This window comes from Sphingomonas sp. CBMAI 2297 (assembly GCF_029870595.1).
Classification (GTDB): domain Bacteria; phylum Pseudomonadota; class Alphaproteobacteria; order Sphingomonadales; family Sphingomonadaceae; genus Sphingomonas.
Genome location: NZ_JAPDIR010000003.1, coordinates 266,947 through 283,346, shown reverse-complemented (window position 1 = coordinate 283,346; position 16,400 = coordinate 266,947). Strand labels below are relative to the sequence as shown.

The 16,400-nt window shown below is 68.2% G+C and carries 13 protein-coding genes; 7 read left to right on the top strand and 6 right to left on the bottom strand.

Features of this window, described 5'->3' with window-relative positions:
* The first annotated feature begins 4 nt into the window (after nucleotides 1-4).
* Both OMP43_RS06355 and OMP43_RS06350 read left to right on the top strand, forming a co-directional pair.
* A complete protein-coding gene (locus OMP43_RS06355; RefSeq protein WP_280278889.1) occupies nucleotides 5-2,089 on the top strand; it encodes a glycoside hydrolase family 97 protein in 2,085 nt (694 codons plus the stop codon).
* On the top strand, nucleotides 2,086-3,552 hold the full coding sequence (locus OMP43_RS06350) for an MFS transporter (RefSeq protein ID WP_280278888.1): 1,467 nt from the start codon (nucleotides 2,086-2,088) through the stop codon (nucleotides 3,550-3,552). The genes OMP43_RS06355 and OMP43_RS06350 overlap by 4 nt, the downstream gene beginning before the upstream one ends.
* On the opposite strand, the gene OMP43_RS06345 is transcribed toward OMP43_RS06350, so the two are convergent.
* Both OMP43_RS06345 and OMP43_RS06340 read right to left on the bottom strand, forming a co-directional pair.
* Nucleotides 3,549-4,733: an MFS transporter gene (locus tag OMP43_RS06345; RefSeq protein WP_280278887.1), complete on the bottom strand. Its 1,185-nt coding sequence runs from the start codon at nucleotides 4,731-4,733 to the stop codon at nucleotides 3,549-3,551. The genes OMP43_RS06350 and OMP43_RS06345 overlap by 4 nt on opposite strands.
* Nucleotides 4,734-4,750: 17 nt before the next feature.
* The gene (locus OMP43_RS06340) at nucleotides 4,751-5,050 is read right to left on the bottom strand and encodes a UBP-type zinc finger domain-containing protein (RefSeq protein WP_280278886.1); all 300 of its coding nucleotides are present in this window, start codon (nucleotides 5,048-5,050) and stop codon (nucleotides 4,751-4,753) included.
* Nucleotides 5,051-5,329: 279 nt separating this feature from the next.
* Here OMP43_RS06340 and OMP43_RS06335 point away from each other — a divergent pair, with 279 nt between their 5' ends.
* The 3 genes from OMP43_RS06335 to OMP43_RS06325 all read left to right on the top strand — a co-directional run bounded on the left by OMP43_RS06335 (nucleotide 5,330) and on the right by OMP43_RS06325 (nucleotide 8,510).
* Entirely contained in the window at nucleotides 5,330-7,123 is a 1,794-nt protein-coding gene (locus tag OMP43_RS06335) for an ABC transporter ATP-binding protein (RefSeq protein ID WP_280278885.1), read from the top strand.
* Nucleotides 7,124-7,245: 122 nt separating this feature from the next.
* The gene (locus OMP43_RS06330; protein ID WP_280278884.1) at nucleotides 7,246-8,040 is read left to right on the top strand and encodes a hypothetical protein; all 795 of its coding nucleotides are present in this window, start codon (nucleotides 7,246-7,248) and stop codon (nucleotides 8,038-8,040) included.
* Complete coding sequence (locus OMP43_RS06325) at nucleotides 8,031-8,510, top strand: hypothetical protein (RefSeq protein WP_280278883.1); 480 nt, start codon at nucleotides 8,031-8,033, stop codon at nucleotides 8,508-8,510. Before OMP43_RS06330 ends, OMP43_RS06325 begins: the two co-directional genes overlap by 10 nt.
* A 149-nt stretch (nucleotides 8,511-8,659) precedes the next feature.
* Here the strand turns inward: OMP43_RS06325 and OMP43_RS06320 are convergent, their stop codons facing one another.
* From OMP43_RS06320 to OMP43_RS06310, 3 genes are all read right to left on the bottom strand, one after another.
* Nucleotides 8,660-9,979: a family 1 glycosylhydrolase gene (locus tag OMP43_RS06320; RefSeq protein ID WP_280278882.1), complete on the bottom strand. Its 1,320-nt coding sequence runs from the start codon at nucleotides 9,977-9,979 to the stop codon at nucleotides 8,660-8,662.
* Nucleotides 9,976-10,869, bottom strand: a complete 894-nt coding sequence (locus tag OMP43_RS06315; protein ID WP_280278881.1) for an SDR family NAD(P)-dependent oxidoreductase — start codon at nucleotides 10,867-10,869, stop codon at nucleotides 9,976-9,978. Before OMP43_RS06315 ends, OMP43_RS06320 begins: the two co-directional genes overlap by 4 nt.
* An 83-nt stretch (nucleotides 10,870-10,952) precedes the next feature.
* The gene (locus tag OMP43_RS06310) at nucleotides 10,953-11,633 is read right to left on the bottom strand and encodes a TetR/AcrR family transcriptional regulator (RefSeq protein WP_280278880.1); all 681 of its coding nucleotides are present in this window, start codon (nucleotides 11,631-11,633) and stop codon (nucleotides 10,953-10,955) included.
* 141 nt (nucleotides 11,634-11,774) lie between these two features.
* Here OMP43_RS06310 and OMP43_RS06305 point away from each other — a divergent pair, with 141 nt between their 5' ends.
* Together OMP43_RS06305 and OMP43_RS06300 are read left to right on the top strand one after the other, a co-directional pair.
* Nucleotides 11,775-13,061 carry an MFS transporter gene (locus OMP43_RS06305; protein ID WP_280278879.1) on the top strand — a complete coding sequence of 429 codons (1,287 nt, stop codon included), beginning with the start codon at nucleotides 11,775-11,777 and terminating at the stop codon, nucleotides 13,059-13,061.
* Nucleotides 13,058-14,674: a carboxylesterase family protein gene (locus OMP43_RS06300; protein WP_280278878.1), complete on the top strand. Its 1,617-nt coding sequence runs from the start codon at nucleotides 13,058-13,060 to the stop codon at nucleotides 14,672-14,674. Before OMP43_RS06305 ends, OMP43_RS06300 begins: the two co-directional genes overlap by 4 nt.
* A gap of 114 nt (nucleotides 14,675-14,788) precedes the next feature.
* Here OMP43_RS06300 and OMP43_RS06295 read toward each other — a convergent pair whose 3' ends face one another.
* Nucleotides 14,789-16,393: an AMP-binding protein gene (locus tag OMP43_RS06295; RefSeq protein WP_280278877.1), complete on the bottom strand. Its 1,605-nt coding sequence runs from the start codon at nucleotides 16,391-16,393 to the stop codon at nucleotides 14,789-14,791.
* Nucleotides 16,394-16,400: the final 7 nt, after the last annotated feature.

The following is a 16,400-nucleotide window of genomic DNA, read 5'->3' as shown; positions in this document are numbered from 1 at the left end:
AACCATGAAGCTCGCCCCCCTCGCGCTGGCGTTTGCCGCCTTCACCTTCACGGCGCCCGCGCTGGCGCAGGACGATCTGTCGCAGAAGCGGGACGGCAATGTCGTCGCCCGCGGCGCCTCGCCCGACGGCAGGATCACCGTGACCGTCAGCATCGATGGCGATGGCCGGGCCAGCTATGCGGTGCAGCGCGCCGGCAAGCCGCTGCTCACCGACAGCCGGCTGGGCTTCCTGTTCACCGACGCGCCGAAGCTCGACCGCAACATGGCGCTGGTCGAAGTGAAGCGCAACAAGGCGGACACCAGCTGGACCCAGCCTTTCGGCGAATGGACCACGATCCGCGACAACCATAATGAGATGACCGTGCGGCTGCGCGAGAGGGCTGATTTCGCGCGCGAGATGGACGTGACCTTCCGCATCTTCGACGATGGCGTCGGCTTCCGCTACACGCTGCCCGCCCAGCCCAACCTCAAGCATGCCAACATCGCCGACGAGTTGACCGAGTTCGCCTTTGCCGAGCCGGGCACGGCCTGGTGGAAGCCGGCCTATCTGTGGAACCGCGAGGAATATCTCTACAACAAGACCCCGCTCGACACGGTCGGCACCGCGCAGACGGTGATGACGGTCAAGCTGGCCGGCGGCACCCATGTCGCGCTGCACGAGGCGGCGCTGGTCGATTATTCGGCGATGAACCTGGCGCGCGCCGAGGGGAATACCTTCAAGGCCTCGCTCACGCCGGGCGCCGGCGCGGCGAAGGTGTCGCGCGATGCGGGCTTCTCGACGCCGTGGCGCACCATCGCCATCGCTGACGACGCGGCCGGCCTCTATGCCGCCAGCCGCATCGGCCTGAACCTCAACGCGCCGAACAAGCTGGGCGATGTCTCCTGGATCAGGCCGGGCAAGTTCGTCGGCGTGTGGTGGAACATGATCAAGGGCGAATGGACCTGGTCGCGCGGCCCCAAGCACGGCGCCACCACCGCGCATGTGAAGCAATATATCGACTTCGCCGCGGCGAACGGCATCCCCGGCGTGCTCGTCGAGGGCTGGAACATCGGCTGGGACGGCAACTGGTTCGGCAATGGCAACGAGATGCAGTTCGACCGGCCGACCGAGGATTTCGATGCCGCCGAGCTGGCGCGCTACGCCAAGGCCAAGGGCGTCTATCTGATCGGTCACAACGAGACCGGCGGCTCGGCCAGCCATTATGACAGCCAGCTCGACCGCGCGTTCAGCTATGCCCGGGACCACGGCATCCCGGTGGTGAAGACCGGCTATGTGACCGACGCGGCGCAGATCGAGCGGGTCGATCCCGACGGCACGCAGCACCGCGAATGGCATGAGGGCCAGTGGATGGTGAACCACCATCTGCGCGTGGTGGAGACGGCGGCCAGATACCATGTCTCGATCGACAGCCATGAGCCGGTGAAGGACACCGGCCTGCGCCGCACCTGGCCGAACTGGGTGGCGCGCGAGGGCGGGCGCGGCATGGAATACAACGCCTGGGAGGGTGGCAAGAACCCGCCCGAGCACGAAGCGAACATGGTCTTCACCCAGCTGCTCGGCGGGCCGATGGACTTCACGCCCGGCGTGCTGAGCCTGAGCGGCTCGAACGGCTCGGCGATCCAGTCGACCGTCGCCAAGCAGCTCGCGCTCTACGTGGTGCTCTATTCGCCGGTGGTGATGGCGGCCGACACGCCGGAGAACTATGCGAAATACCCGCGCGAGATGAAGTTCATCCGCGACGTGCCGACCGACTGGAGCGATACGCGCGTGCTCAACGGCGAGGTCGGCGACTATGCGACGATCGTCCGCAAGGCCAGGGGCAGCGACGACTGGTATCTGGGCGCGGTGGGCGACGAGCAGGCGCGCAGCTCGGTGGTGACGCTCGACTTCCTCGATGCCGGCAAGACCTATGTCGCCGAGATCTATCGCGACGGTCCCGGCGCCGACTACCGCACCGATGCCCGCCATGCGATCACGATCGAGAGCAGGCCGGTGAAGCAGGGCGACACGCTGGCAATCGCGCTGGCGCCGGGCGGCGGCGAGGCGATCCGCTTCGTCGCGCCGGGCAAGAAGGCGCGGCGGCGATGAGCTCGGCCGGGGGGCGGCCGCGCCAGGGGTTCGCGGGGCTGTGGAACATCAGCTTCGGTTTCCTGGGCATCCAGATCGGCTTCGCGCTGCAGAACGCGAACATGAGCCGCGTCTTCCAGTCGCTGGGCGAGAGCATCGACAATCTCCCGCTGCTGTGGGTCGCCGCCCCGCTCACCGGACTGCTCGTCCAGCCGGTCATCGGCCATTATTCGGACCGGACCTGGGGCCGGTTCGGCCGCCGGCGGCCCTATTTCCTGGCCGGCGCGGTGCTGGCGACGCTGGCGCTGTTCGCCATGCCCAACGCGCCGGTGCTGCTGGTCGCCGCGCTGCTGCTCTGGGTGCTCGACGCCTCGCTCAACGTCGCGATGGAGCCGTTCCGCGCGTTCGTCGGCGACATGCTCGACAAGACGCAGCACACCGCCGGCTATGCGGTCCAGACCGCCTTTATCGGCGCCGGCGCGGTGATCGGATCGGCGACGCCCTGGCTGCTCGATCATCTCGGCGTGTCGAACGTCGCGGCGGCTGGCGGCCTGCCCGATACGGTGCGCTGGAGCTTCTATCTCGGCGGCGCGGCGCTGCTGCTCGCGGTGCTGTGGACCGTCCTCACCACCCGCGAATATTCACCGGAAGAAATGGCGGCGTTCGACGGCCCGCGCGCCGAAGCGCCGCGTCCGGCGCCGCCGGCCACGATCGGCGCGGGCATCCCGTGGCTGGTCGGCGGCGCGGCGCTCGGCGCGCTCGTCTTCGTCCTGAGGCTGGAGAAGGAGCTCTACCTGCTCGCCGGCCTGCTCGCCGCCTTCGGCCTCGCCCGGATGGTCACGGCGGTGACGAAGGCGGGCATCCTGGGCGATCTGATGGGCGATTTCTCCGGCATGCCGCCGATGATGAAGCGGCTCGCGCTCGTCCAGTTCTTCAGCTGGTCCGCATTGTTCATCATGTGGGTCTACACCACGCCCGTGGTGGCGCAGTATGTCTTCCACGCGCCGGATACCACCGGCGCCCTGTATAACGAGGCGGGCAATTGGGTCGGCATCCTGCTCGCCGCGCAGAATGCCGTCGCCACGCTCGCCGCGCTGTTCCTGCTCCGCCCGCTCGCCGCCCGGGTCGGCAAGGTGCGCGCCCATGCGATCGCGCTGGCGCTTGGCGCGCTCGGCTATGCCGGCTTCCTGGTGCTGCGCGACGCCCATGCGCTGCTCGTCGCCGAGATCGGGATCGGCATCGCCTGGGCCTCGATCCTCGCCATGCCCTATGCGATCCTCGCCTCGGCGCTGCCCCAGGCCAAGCTCGGCGTGTACATGGGCCTGTTCAACATCTTCATCGTCATCCCCCAGCTGCTCGTCGCCACGCTGATCGGCACGGTGATGCGCCACCTCTTCCCGGGGCAGCCGATCTGGACGATGGCGATCGCGGCGGTGGTGATGCTGCTGGCGGCGCTGGCGACGCTGCGGGTGCGCGAGGCCTAGCCCCGCTTCCCCGCGAACTGGATCGCCACCGCCACCGCCGCGAACCCCGCGCCGAGCAGCGATACCGCGTTCCAGCCGCCCAGCGCCCAGGCCCAGGTCGCCGCGCCGGAACCGGTGGCGCCGCCGATGAACATCGCGCCCATGAAGATGGTGTTGAGCCGCGCCCGCGCCTCGGGCCGCAGCGCATAGACGATGTGCTGATGCGAGACGAGCGCGCCCTGCACGCCGAAATCGAGCAGGAGCACGCCGATCACCATGCCGGGGATCGTGGGCCAGAGCCCGTTGAACGCCCAGCCGGCGAGCACTGCCGCCGCGCCGAGCAGGATCACCGGGCGCGGTCCCCGCCGGTCCGCGATCCGCCCGGCGATCGGGGCGGCGAGCACGCCCGCCGCGCCGACCACGCCGAACAGGCCGGCCACTTCGGCCCCCAGCCCGAAGTCCGGCTGCTGCAGGCGCAGTGCCAGGATCGTCCAGAAGCCGCTGAATGCAGCGAAGAGCAGGCCCTGGGTGATCGCCGCCCGGCGCAACGCGGCGAATTCGCGCCACAAGCCGCCGAGCGAGCGGAGCAATTGATGGTAGCGCAGGTCCGAATCCGGCGCGCTGTGCGGCAGGGTCAGCGCCATGACGCCGCCCGCGGCGAGCGCCAGCGGCACGCCCAGCCAGAACATCTCCCGCCAGCCGGCATGCGCCGCGACGAAGCCGGCAAGCGTGCGGCTTAGCAGGATGCCGCAGAGCAGCCCGGCCATCACCGTTCCCACCACCGCGCCGCGCCGTTCGGGCGCGGCCAGATGGGCGGCCAGCGGCACGATCTGCTGCGCCACGGTGGCGGCGAACCCCACCGCGATCGAGGCGGCGATCACCAGCGCGGCGCTGGGCGCGATCGCGGCCAGCATCAGCGCGCCTGCCAGCACGACGAACTGGATCGCGATCAGCCGCTTGCGCTCGACCAGATCGCCCAGCGGCACCAGCAGGAACAGGCCCAGCGCATAGCCGATCTGGGTGGCGGTGGGCACCAGCACGGTCAGCGCGCCGGGCAGGTCGCGCTGCATCACCCCCAGCATCGGCTGGCAATAATAGATGTTGGCGACCGCGATCCCGGTGGCGGCGGCCATGGCGAAGATCAGCGGACGGCCTAGCCGGTCCGGCGCGGCGCCGGTGGCCTGGGGCAGGGGGGTGGTCATGGATGCTCCGGGGGAAATCAGACGTAGCGCGGAATGGGGCCCAGCTGGGGTGTCTGGTCGGGCAGTTCAACCACCAGTTCGTCGACATAGCACCAGCCCCAGCCTTCCGGAGGGTCATAGCCTTCGATGATCGGGTGGCGTGTCGCATGGAAATGCGCGGCGGCGTGGCGATGCGGGCTCTGGTCGCAGCAGCCGACATGGCCGCAGGCCCGGCACAGGCGCAGATGCACCCAGGCGCTGCCGATCGCCAGGCACTCCTCGCAGCCGCGCGCGCTGGGCGTGACCTGGTTGACGGTCATCACGTGGCGGCATTCCATCGCCGTGGCTCCCTTCGGGTTCGGTCGAGCCCTTGTCGCAGCTATAGCGGCGAGTGCCAACGGCTTGCCAGCCACACGCGATGTCGCTACATCTCGCGCTCGTTCCACTGCGAAGAAGGGAGGGCGTAAATGACAGATGTTACCACACGCCTTCCGGGTGCGTTCCGCACCATCGGGCGCTTCCACCACTAGGTCCTGAAGCCTCCCTGATCCGGGTTCCTCCCGCATCACCCCTATCGATATCGCATTGGAGACGGCGCTTCGGCGCCGGTTCACGACATGACCCACGACACCGACCGTCCGGATTCGATCCGCCGCGTCCTGCGCTTCACCTTCCGCCATTGGGCGCGGCAGCGGGGCCGCGCGACCTATATCGCCTGCTTCATCACCGCCGCGACGGTGACGGAGATCTTCGTCCCGATGTTCGCGGGCCGGCTGATCGACGCGCTGGCGGCCGATCTACGCAATGACGCGCTGGCGCTGTTCGCGGCGATGGCGGCGCTCGGCCTCGCCATGGTGGTGCTCCGCCACATCGCCTGGGCGGGCATCATCCCCTTCACGCTGCGCATGATGCGCGACGTGACGCAGGACGGCTTCCACCGCGTCCAGCGCTTCTCGACCGACTGGCACGCCAACAGCTTCGCCGGCTCCACCGTGCGCAAGATCACGCGCGGCATGTGGGCGTTCGACACGCTGAACGACGTGCTGCTGCTCCAGCTGCTGCCGTCGCTCGCCGTACTGCTTGGCACGATGCTGCTGCTCGGCTGGCACTGGCCGGTGCTGGGCGTGGTGATGGCGATCGGCGCGATCGCCTATGTCGCGATGACGATGGTGCTGGCGACCCGCTGGGCCTCGCCCGCCGCGACTCTCTCCAACGCCTGGGACACGAAGCTGGGCGGCCTGCTCTCCGACGCGATCGGCTCGAACGCCGTGGTCAAGGCGTTCGGCGCGGAGGAGCGTGAGGAAGGCCGTGTGGGCGCGCTGCTGGCCAAATGGGCGAAGCGCACGCGGCGCACCTGGCTGCGCTACACCTGGTCGGGCAGCGCGCAGATCGCGGTGCTGTGGGCGATCCGCGCGGCGATCACCGGCACCGCGCTATGGCTGTGGTGGCGCGGGGCGGCGACTCCGGGCGACGTCACCTTCGTGCTGGCCAGCTATTTCGTCGTGCACAGCTATCTGTTCGACATCGGCTTCCACATCCATCACCTGCAGCGCTCGGTGAACGAGATGGAGGAGCTGGTCGACCTCGACGAGCAGCCGCTGGGGATCGAGGACCGGGCGGATGCCGCGCCGATCCGCATCACCGCGGGCGAAGTGCGCTTCGATGACGTCACCTTCCGCTATGGCGGGCACGAGACGCCGCTCTACGAGCATCTTGACCTCACTATCCGCGGCGGCGAGCGCGTCGGCCTGGTCGGCCATTCGGGGTCGGGCAAGACGACCTTCGTCAAGCTGATCCAGCGCCTCTACGACGTGAACCAGGGCCGGGTGACGATCGACGGACAGGACGTGTCGCACGCGACCCAGCAGTCGTTGCGCGCCCAGATCGCGATCGTGCAGCAGGAGCCGATCCTGTTCCACCGCAGCCTGGCCGACAACATCGCCTATGCCCGCCCCGGCGCGAGCCAGGCGGAGGTCGAGGCGGCGGCGCGGCTGGCCAATGCGCACGACTTCATCGTCAAGCTGCCGCGCGGCTATGCGACGCCGGTGGGCGAGCGCGGCGTCAAGCTGTCGGGTGGCGAGCGCCAGCGCGTGGCGCTGGCCCGCGCCTTCCTGGCCGATGCCCCGATCCTGATCCTGGACGAGGCGACCTCGAGCCTCGATTCCGAGAGCGAGGCGCTGATCCAGCAGGCGATGGACCGGTTGATGAAGGGCCGCACGGCGATCGTCATCGCCCACCGGCTCTCGACGGTGCGCACGCTCGACCGGATCCTGGTGTTCGACCAGGGCCGCATCGTCGAGGATGGCGACCATGCCGCGCTGCTGGCCGATCCGGACGGCCGCTATCGCCGGCTGTTCGACCGGCAATCGGGCAACATCGTCGACGAGGAGCCGGCGCTCGCCGAGGGGTGAGCGCCGGCCCCTTCCGCGGGCGATCCTGGCATGGGCCGGCCGTGACCGGCGCTGCGCGTATTTCTGACGTAATATACGAACAGTATCGGGCCGGGCGGCATCTATAATGGGGGCGTGCAGGCATGCGACTGCTTACGGAATATGAATTGGATCTGGTCGCCGGAGGAACAGGTACTACCGATGACGCCCAGCTTAATGGCAACGACAATTACGACGGTTCCTGGTATGGTGCCGGCAATAGCGGTGGCGGTGGAAACCCCAACAACACGTCCAATGGCGGCCATTGGGCTTGGTTCGCCCCGGCAAGCTATTTTGGAGACTACCCACCCGGTGGCAACGGCACCTGGCGGTGGGTCTCCGCCGGTGGCAATCCCGGTGGCGGCGGTGGTGGCGAGCAAAGCACGCCACCGCCAGCGGGGACGCCGAACGTCATTCTGAAGGACGTGGATTGCGCGAAGGAGGAAGCGGCTTTCAGCAGCGCCCTCGAGGCCCTTCGTACTGCTTCTCCCACAGCAGCTGCTGTCATGGATCGCGTGCTCAATGGCTCCTATCAATGGACCATTTCCCTGGTGAACAATGGCGTCGACAATACTCAGGTCCGCCTCACGAATATCAACTGGGATCCGTTCTCGGGACTCGAGTTCACCGACGCCGAGGGGAAGGTGGTTCGTCAATCGGCGATGGTGGCCCTTGCGCATGAATTCGCACATGCGGAATATTGGAATCGATCGGACGCCGACAGCTACGCCCATGCGATGGAAGTAGAACGCGCCGTCGCTGCCGAACTCAACGCTTACTATAACAACAACGCGGAGGCGGCTCGTCCGGCAAACGGACATAATGTCGGGACACCTTATGTAACGGCGTCTTCGACCACCACTCGGGCAGCGGCGGGAGGGCGGCCGTCATGCGCATGATATTCGAACTGCTAGCCGCCATGTTTGCCCTAGGGGGACAAACCAGCGGCTCCGCCGGCCTTGCGCAATCCATCGAGACACCGGCGCTCTGCCGGACGCAGCGTCCGTCGGATTTCATCGAGATACGCGTGATAAGGCCCGGCGTGGTTTTCCGGATTCAGCCGGGTCCGGACGAGATCGTCAAAAGCGGAGAGGGTTTCAGGGTAACCCGCGGCTCTCCGCTCTGGGAACGGTTCGCGCGCCAGATCTGCAACCCTTCGAAGCGCGCGACCGAGCGGGAGAAAGATAATTTCGTGCCGCGTATCGTCGTCTTCCTTCCCGGAAGCTCCACTGGGAACGCCGCGATATTGGAGTTCCCAAGGGAGGATCTCGGCTCCAACGCCGTGGATTATTCCTTTAATGGCCTTGCTGGAACGATCGATAGTAAGGAAGTCAGGCTCTTGCTCGATTTCGCGGCGAGAATCGATTGAGGTTGGTCGACATTCGGCGCGAAAGGCCGCGATAGTCCTACCTGCCCGCCATCCCGGCCTTGAGCCGGGATCCCGCTTCTTCTTCCGACCATAAGGCAGCGGGACCCCGGCTCAAGGCCGGGGTGACGAAGGGAGAATGTGGGCTCCACCTAAATCCGGTTCGCCCGCGCGATCGCGCCCAGGTGCAGCGCGCTCGGGCGGGGAGTGCGCTTCAGCGTCTCGCGGTCCACCGCGACCAGCCCGAACGGCACGCCATAGCCCGAGGTCCATTCGAAATTGTCGAGCAGCGACCAGTAGAGATAGCTGTGCACCGGAATGCCCTCGTCCAGGCAGGCGCGCACGCCGTCCAGCGCCTGGTCGATAAAGGCGATGCGGCGGGCATCGTCCTTCGCCGCGATGCCACTCTCGGTCACATAGATCGGCTTGCCGATCTCGCGATGCGCCCAGCGGATCGTGTTGGCCAGCGCCTGGGGATAGAATTCATACCCCGCCATCGTCATTTCCGCGTCCCTGGGCGGAGCGACCATGCCGTTCGCATCGAACACGAAGCGAGTATAGGTCTGGACGCCGAAGAAATCGGCCGCCTCGCGCGCTACCTGCACCCATTCGCCATAGAGCTTGTCGCGATAATAGGCGGCGCGCTCCGGCGTGTCGGCCTGCACGTCCTGGGTGGTCAGGGTGATGCCGACGGGCAGGGTGGGGCGGACTTCCTTGATCGCGGCATAGGCCTGGCGGTGCGCCGCCTGCATGATCGGCGTCGCCACCGCCGGATCGGCATAGGCCAGGCGCGAGAATTTCGGCGAGCCGGTCGCCCGCGCCGCGGCGGCGATCGCCGCTTTCACCACCGGCACGAACGCGGCGATCCCCGGCATCATGTCGACCAGCAGGCGGATATTCGCCTCGTTGAAGGTCGTCGTCATGTGCATCAGCCCGCCCAGCCGCTCGGCGACCTTGCGGCAATAGCGCGCGAACAGCTGCGGCGCGTCCGCTACTTCGAAGCCGCCGCGCTGCGCGAACCAGAGCGGCGTGGTGAAATGGTTGAGCGTCACGATCGGGCGCAGGCCGTGCGCGCGGCACGCCTCGAGCATCCGCGCATAATGATCGAGCTCGGCGTTGGAGAAATAGCCCTGGCTCGGCTCGATCCGCGCCCATTCGATGCCGAGCCGGTAGCTGTTGAAGCCCAGCTTCGCCGCGAGCGCGAAATCCTCGGCATAGCGATGATAGGAGTCGCAGGCGTCGCCCGAGCGCTCCTTGAACATGCTCGGCTGGAGATTCTCCATCAGCCAGGCGTCGGCGTTCGTGTTGTTGCCTTCGCTCTGATAGGCGGAGATCGCCGTGCCCCACAGGAAGCCCGGCGGGGCGGGCTTGCGGCGGGCAAGGGGCGTGGCCGCCGCGGGAGAGGCCCCGGCTGCCCCCAGCGCGGCGGCCGCGATCAGTTCGCGGCGACCGAGGCGGAGGCCGTCGCTCACCGCGCCGTCGCGGCGACCGGGGCGCGCCGGGTGGCGGCCGCCACTTCGCGCTCGGCCTGGGTGAAGCCATAGGCGGGGACGATCTCGTCCGTGCGGTCCGCCACCGCGCTCCATTCGGCGGCGACCCGCTCGCCCGCGGTGTCGCTCCGGCCGACCTGGATGCCGTCGGTCAGCGTCACGTGCGCGGCGGCGAAATGGCCGGCGCCGGCGCAGAGGATCGCGCGGCTGGGGGCGTCCTCGCCGACCAGGGCGAGCAGGCCGGGGCTCACCAGCTCGGGCGCCAGCATCTCCAGGCTTTCGGCGGAGAGCACGCCCTCGGTCATGCCGGTCGCGGCGGTGGGGGCCAGGCTGTTGACGCGGATCCCGTATTTCTCGCCTTCGATCGCCAGCGTCTGCATCAGGCCGACCAGCGCCATCTTGGCGGCGCCGTAATTCGCCTGGCCGAAATTGCCGTACAGGCCTGAGGAGGAAGTGGTCATCACGATCCGCCCGTAATTCTGCGCGCGCATCGTCTCCCACACCGCCTTGCAGCAGATCGCCGCGCCGATCAGATGGACGTCCACCACCAGGCGGAAATCGTCCATGCTCATCTTGGCGAAGCTCTTGTCGCGCAGGATTCCGGCATTGTTGACCAATATGTCGATGCGGCCGAAGCGGTGCAGCGTCTCGGCGACCAGCGCGGCGATGCGGGCCTCGTCGGTCACCGATGCGGCGAAGGCGATCGCCTCGCCCCCGGCCGCGCGGATCTCGGCAACCACCGCGTCGGCCGCGGGCTGCGACAGGTCGTTGACGAGGATGCGGGCGCCCTTGCTCGCCAGGTACAGCGCGTGCGCGCGCCCCAGTCCCCCGCCCGAACCCGTCACGATTGCTACACGACCCGCCAGCGACATCCCGCTCTCCGTTCTTCGACTCTATCGACGGGGCGCTTGGTAGCGCTGCGGTGGTTCACTAGCAAGATAGCGAATATATGGCGCTATTTGCCCCGGCTGCATATCTCGAGGAAGCCGGCGGCCATGAACGAAGCCATGCGCTCCTTCACCGCGGCGAAGTCGTCCGAATGGCAGAGGCCGTTGGAGAGCTTGTCGATACGGCCCGTGCGCGCGAGCGTGAGCATCAGCGCGCCGGTGACGAAGTGATAGCCCCAGAAGATGTCCGCTTCGGCGCAATCGGGCAGGGCCCGTTTGAGCAGGCCGATCAGGCGCAGCACGACGGGGTCGAAATGCGCGTCCATCAGATCGGCGCCCCAGGCCGGGGTGTTGGCGACCTGCGCGCCCAGCTTGGCATAGTTTTTCCAGCCCTCGCCGCCCTGGATATAGGTGTCGAGATCGGTATCGAGGAACGCCCGCAGCGCGCCTTCCACCGTCGGCATGCCGCCGCATTCGGCCTCGTACGCGTCGAGCGCCTGCATCCGCCGCTCGCTGGTCACCACCGCGCGACGGGCGAAGACGGCATCGAACAACGCCTTCTTGTCGGCGAAATAATAGTTGAGCAGCGTGTGGTGCACGCCCACCTGCTTGGCGACGTCCTTGAGCGTGACGCCGTACAGCCCGTGCTGCGAGAACAACGCCTCGGCGGCGTCGTAGATCTGCTCCATCGTCTCGGCGCGCTGCTCGGCCTTGCGGGAGCGGCGAACGGGTTTGGCGGTTTCGGTCACGCCTGTGTTCCTTCCCGTCTAAGGGCTTAGCGTCAAGCCTCCGCGCAGATATTCACACGCGTGATAGTGTGTGTTGACAGCATCGCGCGCTTGCCCGCATGATACGGCAAAGGCGGAAGAACCGTCAGGGAGAGAGGAAGCGTGGAAACCCAGGCAAGCGGCGCCCGCCGCTGGATCGTGCTCGTCACGCTCACCTTCGTCTATGTCCTGAATTTCCTCGACCGGCAGCTCCTCGGGATCCTCGCCAAGCCGATCCAGGATTCGCTCCATGTCACCGACGGCCAGCTCGGGCTGATCGGCGGGCTGTATTTCGCGATGTTCTACTGCTTCATCGCGATCCCCGTGGGCTGGCTGGCCGATCGCACCAACCGGGTGACGATCCTGTCGCTCGCCTGCGCGATCTGGAGCGGGGCGACGATCGCCTGCGGCCTCGCCACCAGCTACACCCAGCTCGTCGTCGCCCGCATGACCGTGGGCTTCGGCGAGGCCGGCGGGGTGCCGCCCAGCTATGCGATCATCACCGACACGTTCCGCCCGGGTGAGCGCGGCACCGCCTTCGGCATCTTCAACCTGGGCCCGCCGATCGGCGCGGCGCTGGGCATCGCGTTCGGCGCGACGATCGCCGCGATCTTCGACTGGCGCGACGCCTTCGTGGCGATCGGCATCGTCGGCGTGGTCACCGCGATCCTGGTCCGCATCATCGTGCGCGAGCCGAAGCGCGGCGCGACCGACCCGGTGCCCGCGGCCGAGCAGCCTGCCGCCACCGCCAAGGCGCCCTTCTGGGGCACCTGCTGGATGTTCTTCACCCATCCGGTGCTGATGCTCGCCGCGCTCGGCAGCGGCGCCACCCAGTTCGTCACTTATGGCCTGGGCAATTTCGCGGTGCTGTTCCTGATCCGCGAAAAGGGGATGACCCTGTCGGAGATTGCGGTCTGGTACGCGCTGGTCGTCGGCATCGGCATGAGCGCGGCGATGCTCATCTCCGGCCGGGTGATCGACCGGCTGAGCCGCCGCTCGCGCACCGTCTACGCGCTCGGCCCCGCCCTCTCGCTTGCCGTGGCGCTGCCCTTCTACATCGCCTTTGTCTGGGCGCCGGGCTGGCCGCTCGCGCTGCTGCTGCTGACCATCGTCAACTGCTTCAACTATTTCTACCTCTCCGCCTCGGTCGCGCTGGTGCAGGAGGAAGTCCGGCCCGATCAGCGCGTGCTCGCGGGCGCGCTGCTGCTGCTGGTGATGAACTTCATCGGCCTCGGTCTCGGGCCCACCTATGTCGGCGCGGCCAGCGACTGGTTCAAAGCTCATGGCTGGGAGCATGGCCTGCAGCTCGCGCTCTACACGCTCTCCCCCTTCTACCTGATCGCGATCGCGCTCTTCCTCACGCTCGCCCGCATCCTGCGCGCCGAGCAAGCCGCAAAGGTGCCCGCATGAAGCTGTTCCGCCACGCCGCCATTGCCGCCGCGCTGCTGCTCTCGGGCACCGCGCTCGCCCAGGAGCCCGTGGTCGGCGCGCCCTCGGGCAGCGTGCGCGGCACGAGCGAGGGGGATATCCGCGTGTTCAAGGGCATTCCCTATGCCGTGCCCCCGGTCGGCGGCATGCGCTGGCGCCCGCCCGCGCCGATGCAGCCCTGGCAGGGCGTGCGCGACGCGAAGGATTTCGGCCCGGCCTGCGTCCAGTCGCAGAGCAGGACGCCGACCAGCGTCTATTCCCCCGCCGCGCCGCTGCCGGTGAGCGAGGACTGCCTGACGCTCAACATCTGGGCGCCCGCCGATGCGAAAAAGGCCCCGGTCTTCTTCTGGATCCATGGCGGCGCGCTTTCGGGCGGGTCCAGCCGCGAGCCGATGTACGACGGCAGGAAGATGGCCGAGCAGGGCGTGATCGTCGTCTCGATCAACTATCGCCTGGGGGTGCTCGGCTGGCTCGCCCATCCGGCGCTCTCGGCCGAGTCGCCGCAAAAAGTGTCGGGCAATTACGGCCTGCTCGACCAGATGGCGGCGCTCGCCTGGGTGAAGCACAATATCGCGGCGTTCGGCGGCGATCCGGCCAAGGTGACGATCGCGGGCGAATCCGCCGGCGGCCTCAGCGTGATGTTCCTGATGGAGTCTCCGCTCGCCCGCGGCACTTTCAGCAAGGCGATCGCGCAGAGCGCCTATATGGTCGCCATGCCCGAGCTGAAGAAGCAGGCCTATGGCGCGCCTTCGGCTGAGGCGGTGGGCACGATGCTGGCGGCCGGCGTCCAGGCGCCGGACCTCGCCGCGCTGCGCGGCATGGACGCCCAGACCCTCACCGACAGCGCCGCCAAGCTCGGCTTCTTCCCGTTCGGCGTGGTCGACGGGCTGGTGCTGCCGACCCAGATGGTCGACGCGTTCGACCAGGGCAAGCAGGCGCCGGTGCCGATCCTGACCGGCTTCAACCAGGGCGAGATCCGCTCGCTGATGGTGCTGGCGCCCAAGGCCCCGGCGACGGCCGGGGACTATGAGAAGGCGATCCGCGAGAAGTACGGCGAATTCGCCGATGCCTTTCTGAAGCTCTACCCCGCCGCCGACTATAAGGAGAGCATCCTGGCGACGAGCCGCGACGCGCTCTATGGCTGGACGACCGAGCGGCTCGCCCGCAAGCAGGCGGCGATCGGCCAGTCTGCCTGGGTCTATCTGTGGGATCATGGCTATCCGGCGATGGAAGCGGCGGGGCTGCACGCCTTTCATGCCAGCGAGCTGCCCTATGTGTTCGGCAACCTGGCGCCGCTGCCGCCGAAATGGCCGGCGATGCCGGAGGGCGACCGCCCGCTCTCGGATGCGATGTTGGGCTATTGGACCAGCTTCGCCAGGACGGGTACGCCCGGCGCGGCCTGGCCGGCCTTTGGCAAGGCGCGAACCTATCTCCACATCACCGATGCCCCCCGGGCGGAGAGCGGCCTGATGCCGGGGATGTACGACCAATATGAGGCCGTGGTCTGCCGCCGCCGTGCGGCGGGCGTGGCGTGGAACTGGAACGCCGGCCTGGCCTCGCCCAAGCTCCCGCCCAGGGCGGCGGGGTGCGATTGAGTCCGTCCCGCATCCCAATGGGCCCCGCACCCATTGGGGCCATTCCACCTCCCATGATCGTCATCCCCGGTTCTGCTGGGTGACGACAAGGGCCGGTGGGCGGGAAACTCGTCCCTATCGCCCCAGCTTCCGCCCCGCGATCCGCCCCTCGGCATAGTCATCGCGCAGCCGCTGCTTGTCGATCTTCCCGGAAGCCGCGAGCGGCATCGCGTCCACCTCGGCCACCTCGCCCGGAATCCACCAGTCGGCGACCTTGCCCCGCAGCAGCGCGAGCAGCGCGCGCGGGTCGCCCTCGCTGCCCTGGGTCTCGACGATCAGCACCGGCCGCTCGCCCCATTTGTCGTCGGTACGGCCGATCACCGCGACGTGCCGGACGGCCGGATGCGTGCCCACGATCGTTTCGATCTCGTTCGGGTTGATCCACTCGCCGCCCGACTTGATCAGGTCCTTGGCGCGCCCGCAGATCGTCAGGTTGCCGGCCTCGTCGAGCATCGCCAGGTCGCCGGTGTCGAAATAGCCCTCGGCGTCCAGGGCGCTCGCCTCGGTGCGGAAATAGCGCTCGATCACGCTATGGCCCTTAACCTTCAGGTGCCCCAGCACGCCGCGCTGGGGCACCAGCGCGTTGCCTTCGGAATCGGTGAGCTTCAGGTCGATCCCCATGGCCGGCCGGCCCGATGCGCGCGGCGCGTCCGCCGGCAGGTCGCGCGGCGCCATCGTGCCGATCGGCGAAAGCTCGGTCATGCCCCAGCTCGTCTGCACGGCGGCACCCAGCTTCGCCTCCAGCCGGCGGATCAGCGCGTCCGGGCAGCTCGATCCGCCGATCAGCACGCGTTCCAGCGTGGGGAAGCGCTCGCCGGTCGCCTCGGCCTGATCGGCCAGCGTCAGCCAGACGGTCTGGACGCCGACGGCCACGGTCACGCCTTCCTCGCGGATCAGCCGGGCCAGGCTGGGTCCGTCGAGCGTCCGCCCCGGCAGCACCAGCTTGGTGCCGGCGGCCGGCGCGGCGAACGGCATGCCCCAGCCATTGGCATGGAACATCGGCACGCCGAGCAGCAGCGTGTCGCGCGCAGTGATCGCCACCGCATCGGCCTGGAGCGCCCGCAGCGTGTGAATATAGTTGGAGCGATGGGTATAGACCACGCCCTTGGGGCTGCCGGTGGTGCCGCTGGTATAGCAGAGCCCCGCCGGCGCATTCTCGTCGAACGTGCCCCAGGCGACGGGTTCGCCATGTGTCGCGAGCAACGCCTCCAGCCCCCAGATGCGCGCCCGGTGCGACCCGAGGGCGTCCGAATCCGCGTCCGGCCCGTCCAGGATGACGACATGCTCGATCGCCGGGCACCGCGCGATCACTTCGCGGGCCAGGGGCAGCAGGTCGGCCGCCACCGCCAGCACGCGATTGCCGGCTTCGTCGATCATCGCGGCGAGGTGCGCCGCGGTCAGCCGCGGGTTGAGCGTGTGGCACACCAGGCCCACGCCCATCGCCGCATAATAGATCTCGAAGTGATGGATCGTGTTCCAGGCGAGTGTGCCCACCCGGTCGCCCGGCTCCAGCCCCAATGCGATCAACGCGCCTGACAGGCGGTTGCTGCGCTCGCGGAGCGCCGCATAGCTGCTCCGCCGGACAATCGCTCCCGCATCCGCCTCCACCACCTCGCAGTCCTGGAACCACTTGGCGGCATGATCGAGGAACTTGTCTACTGTCAGTCCGTAGGGCTGCATGAAACCT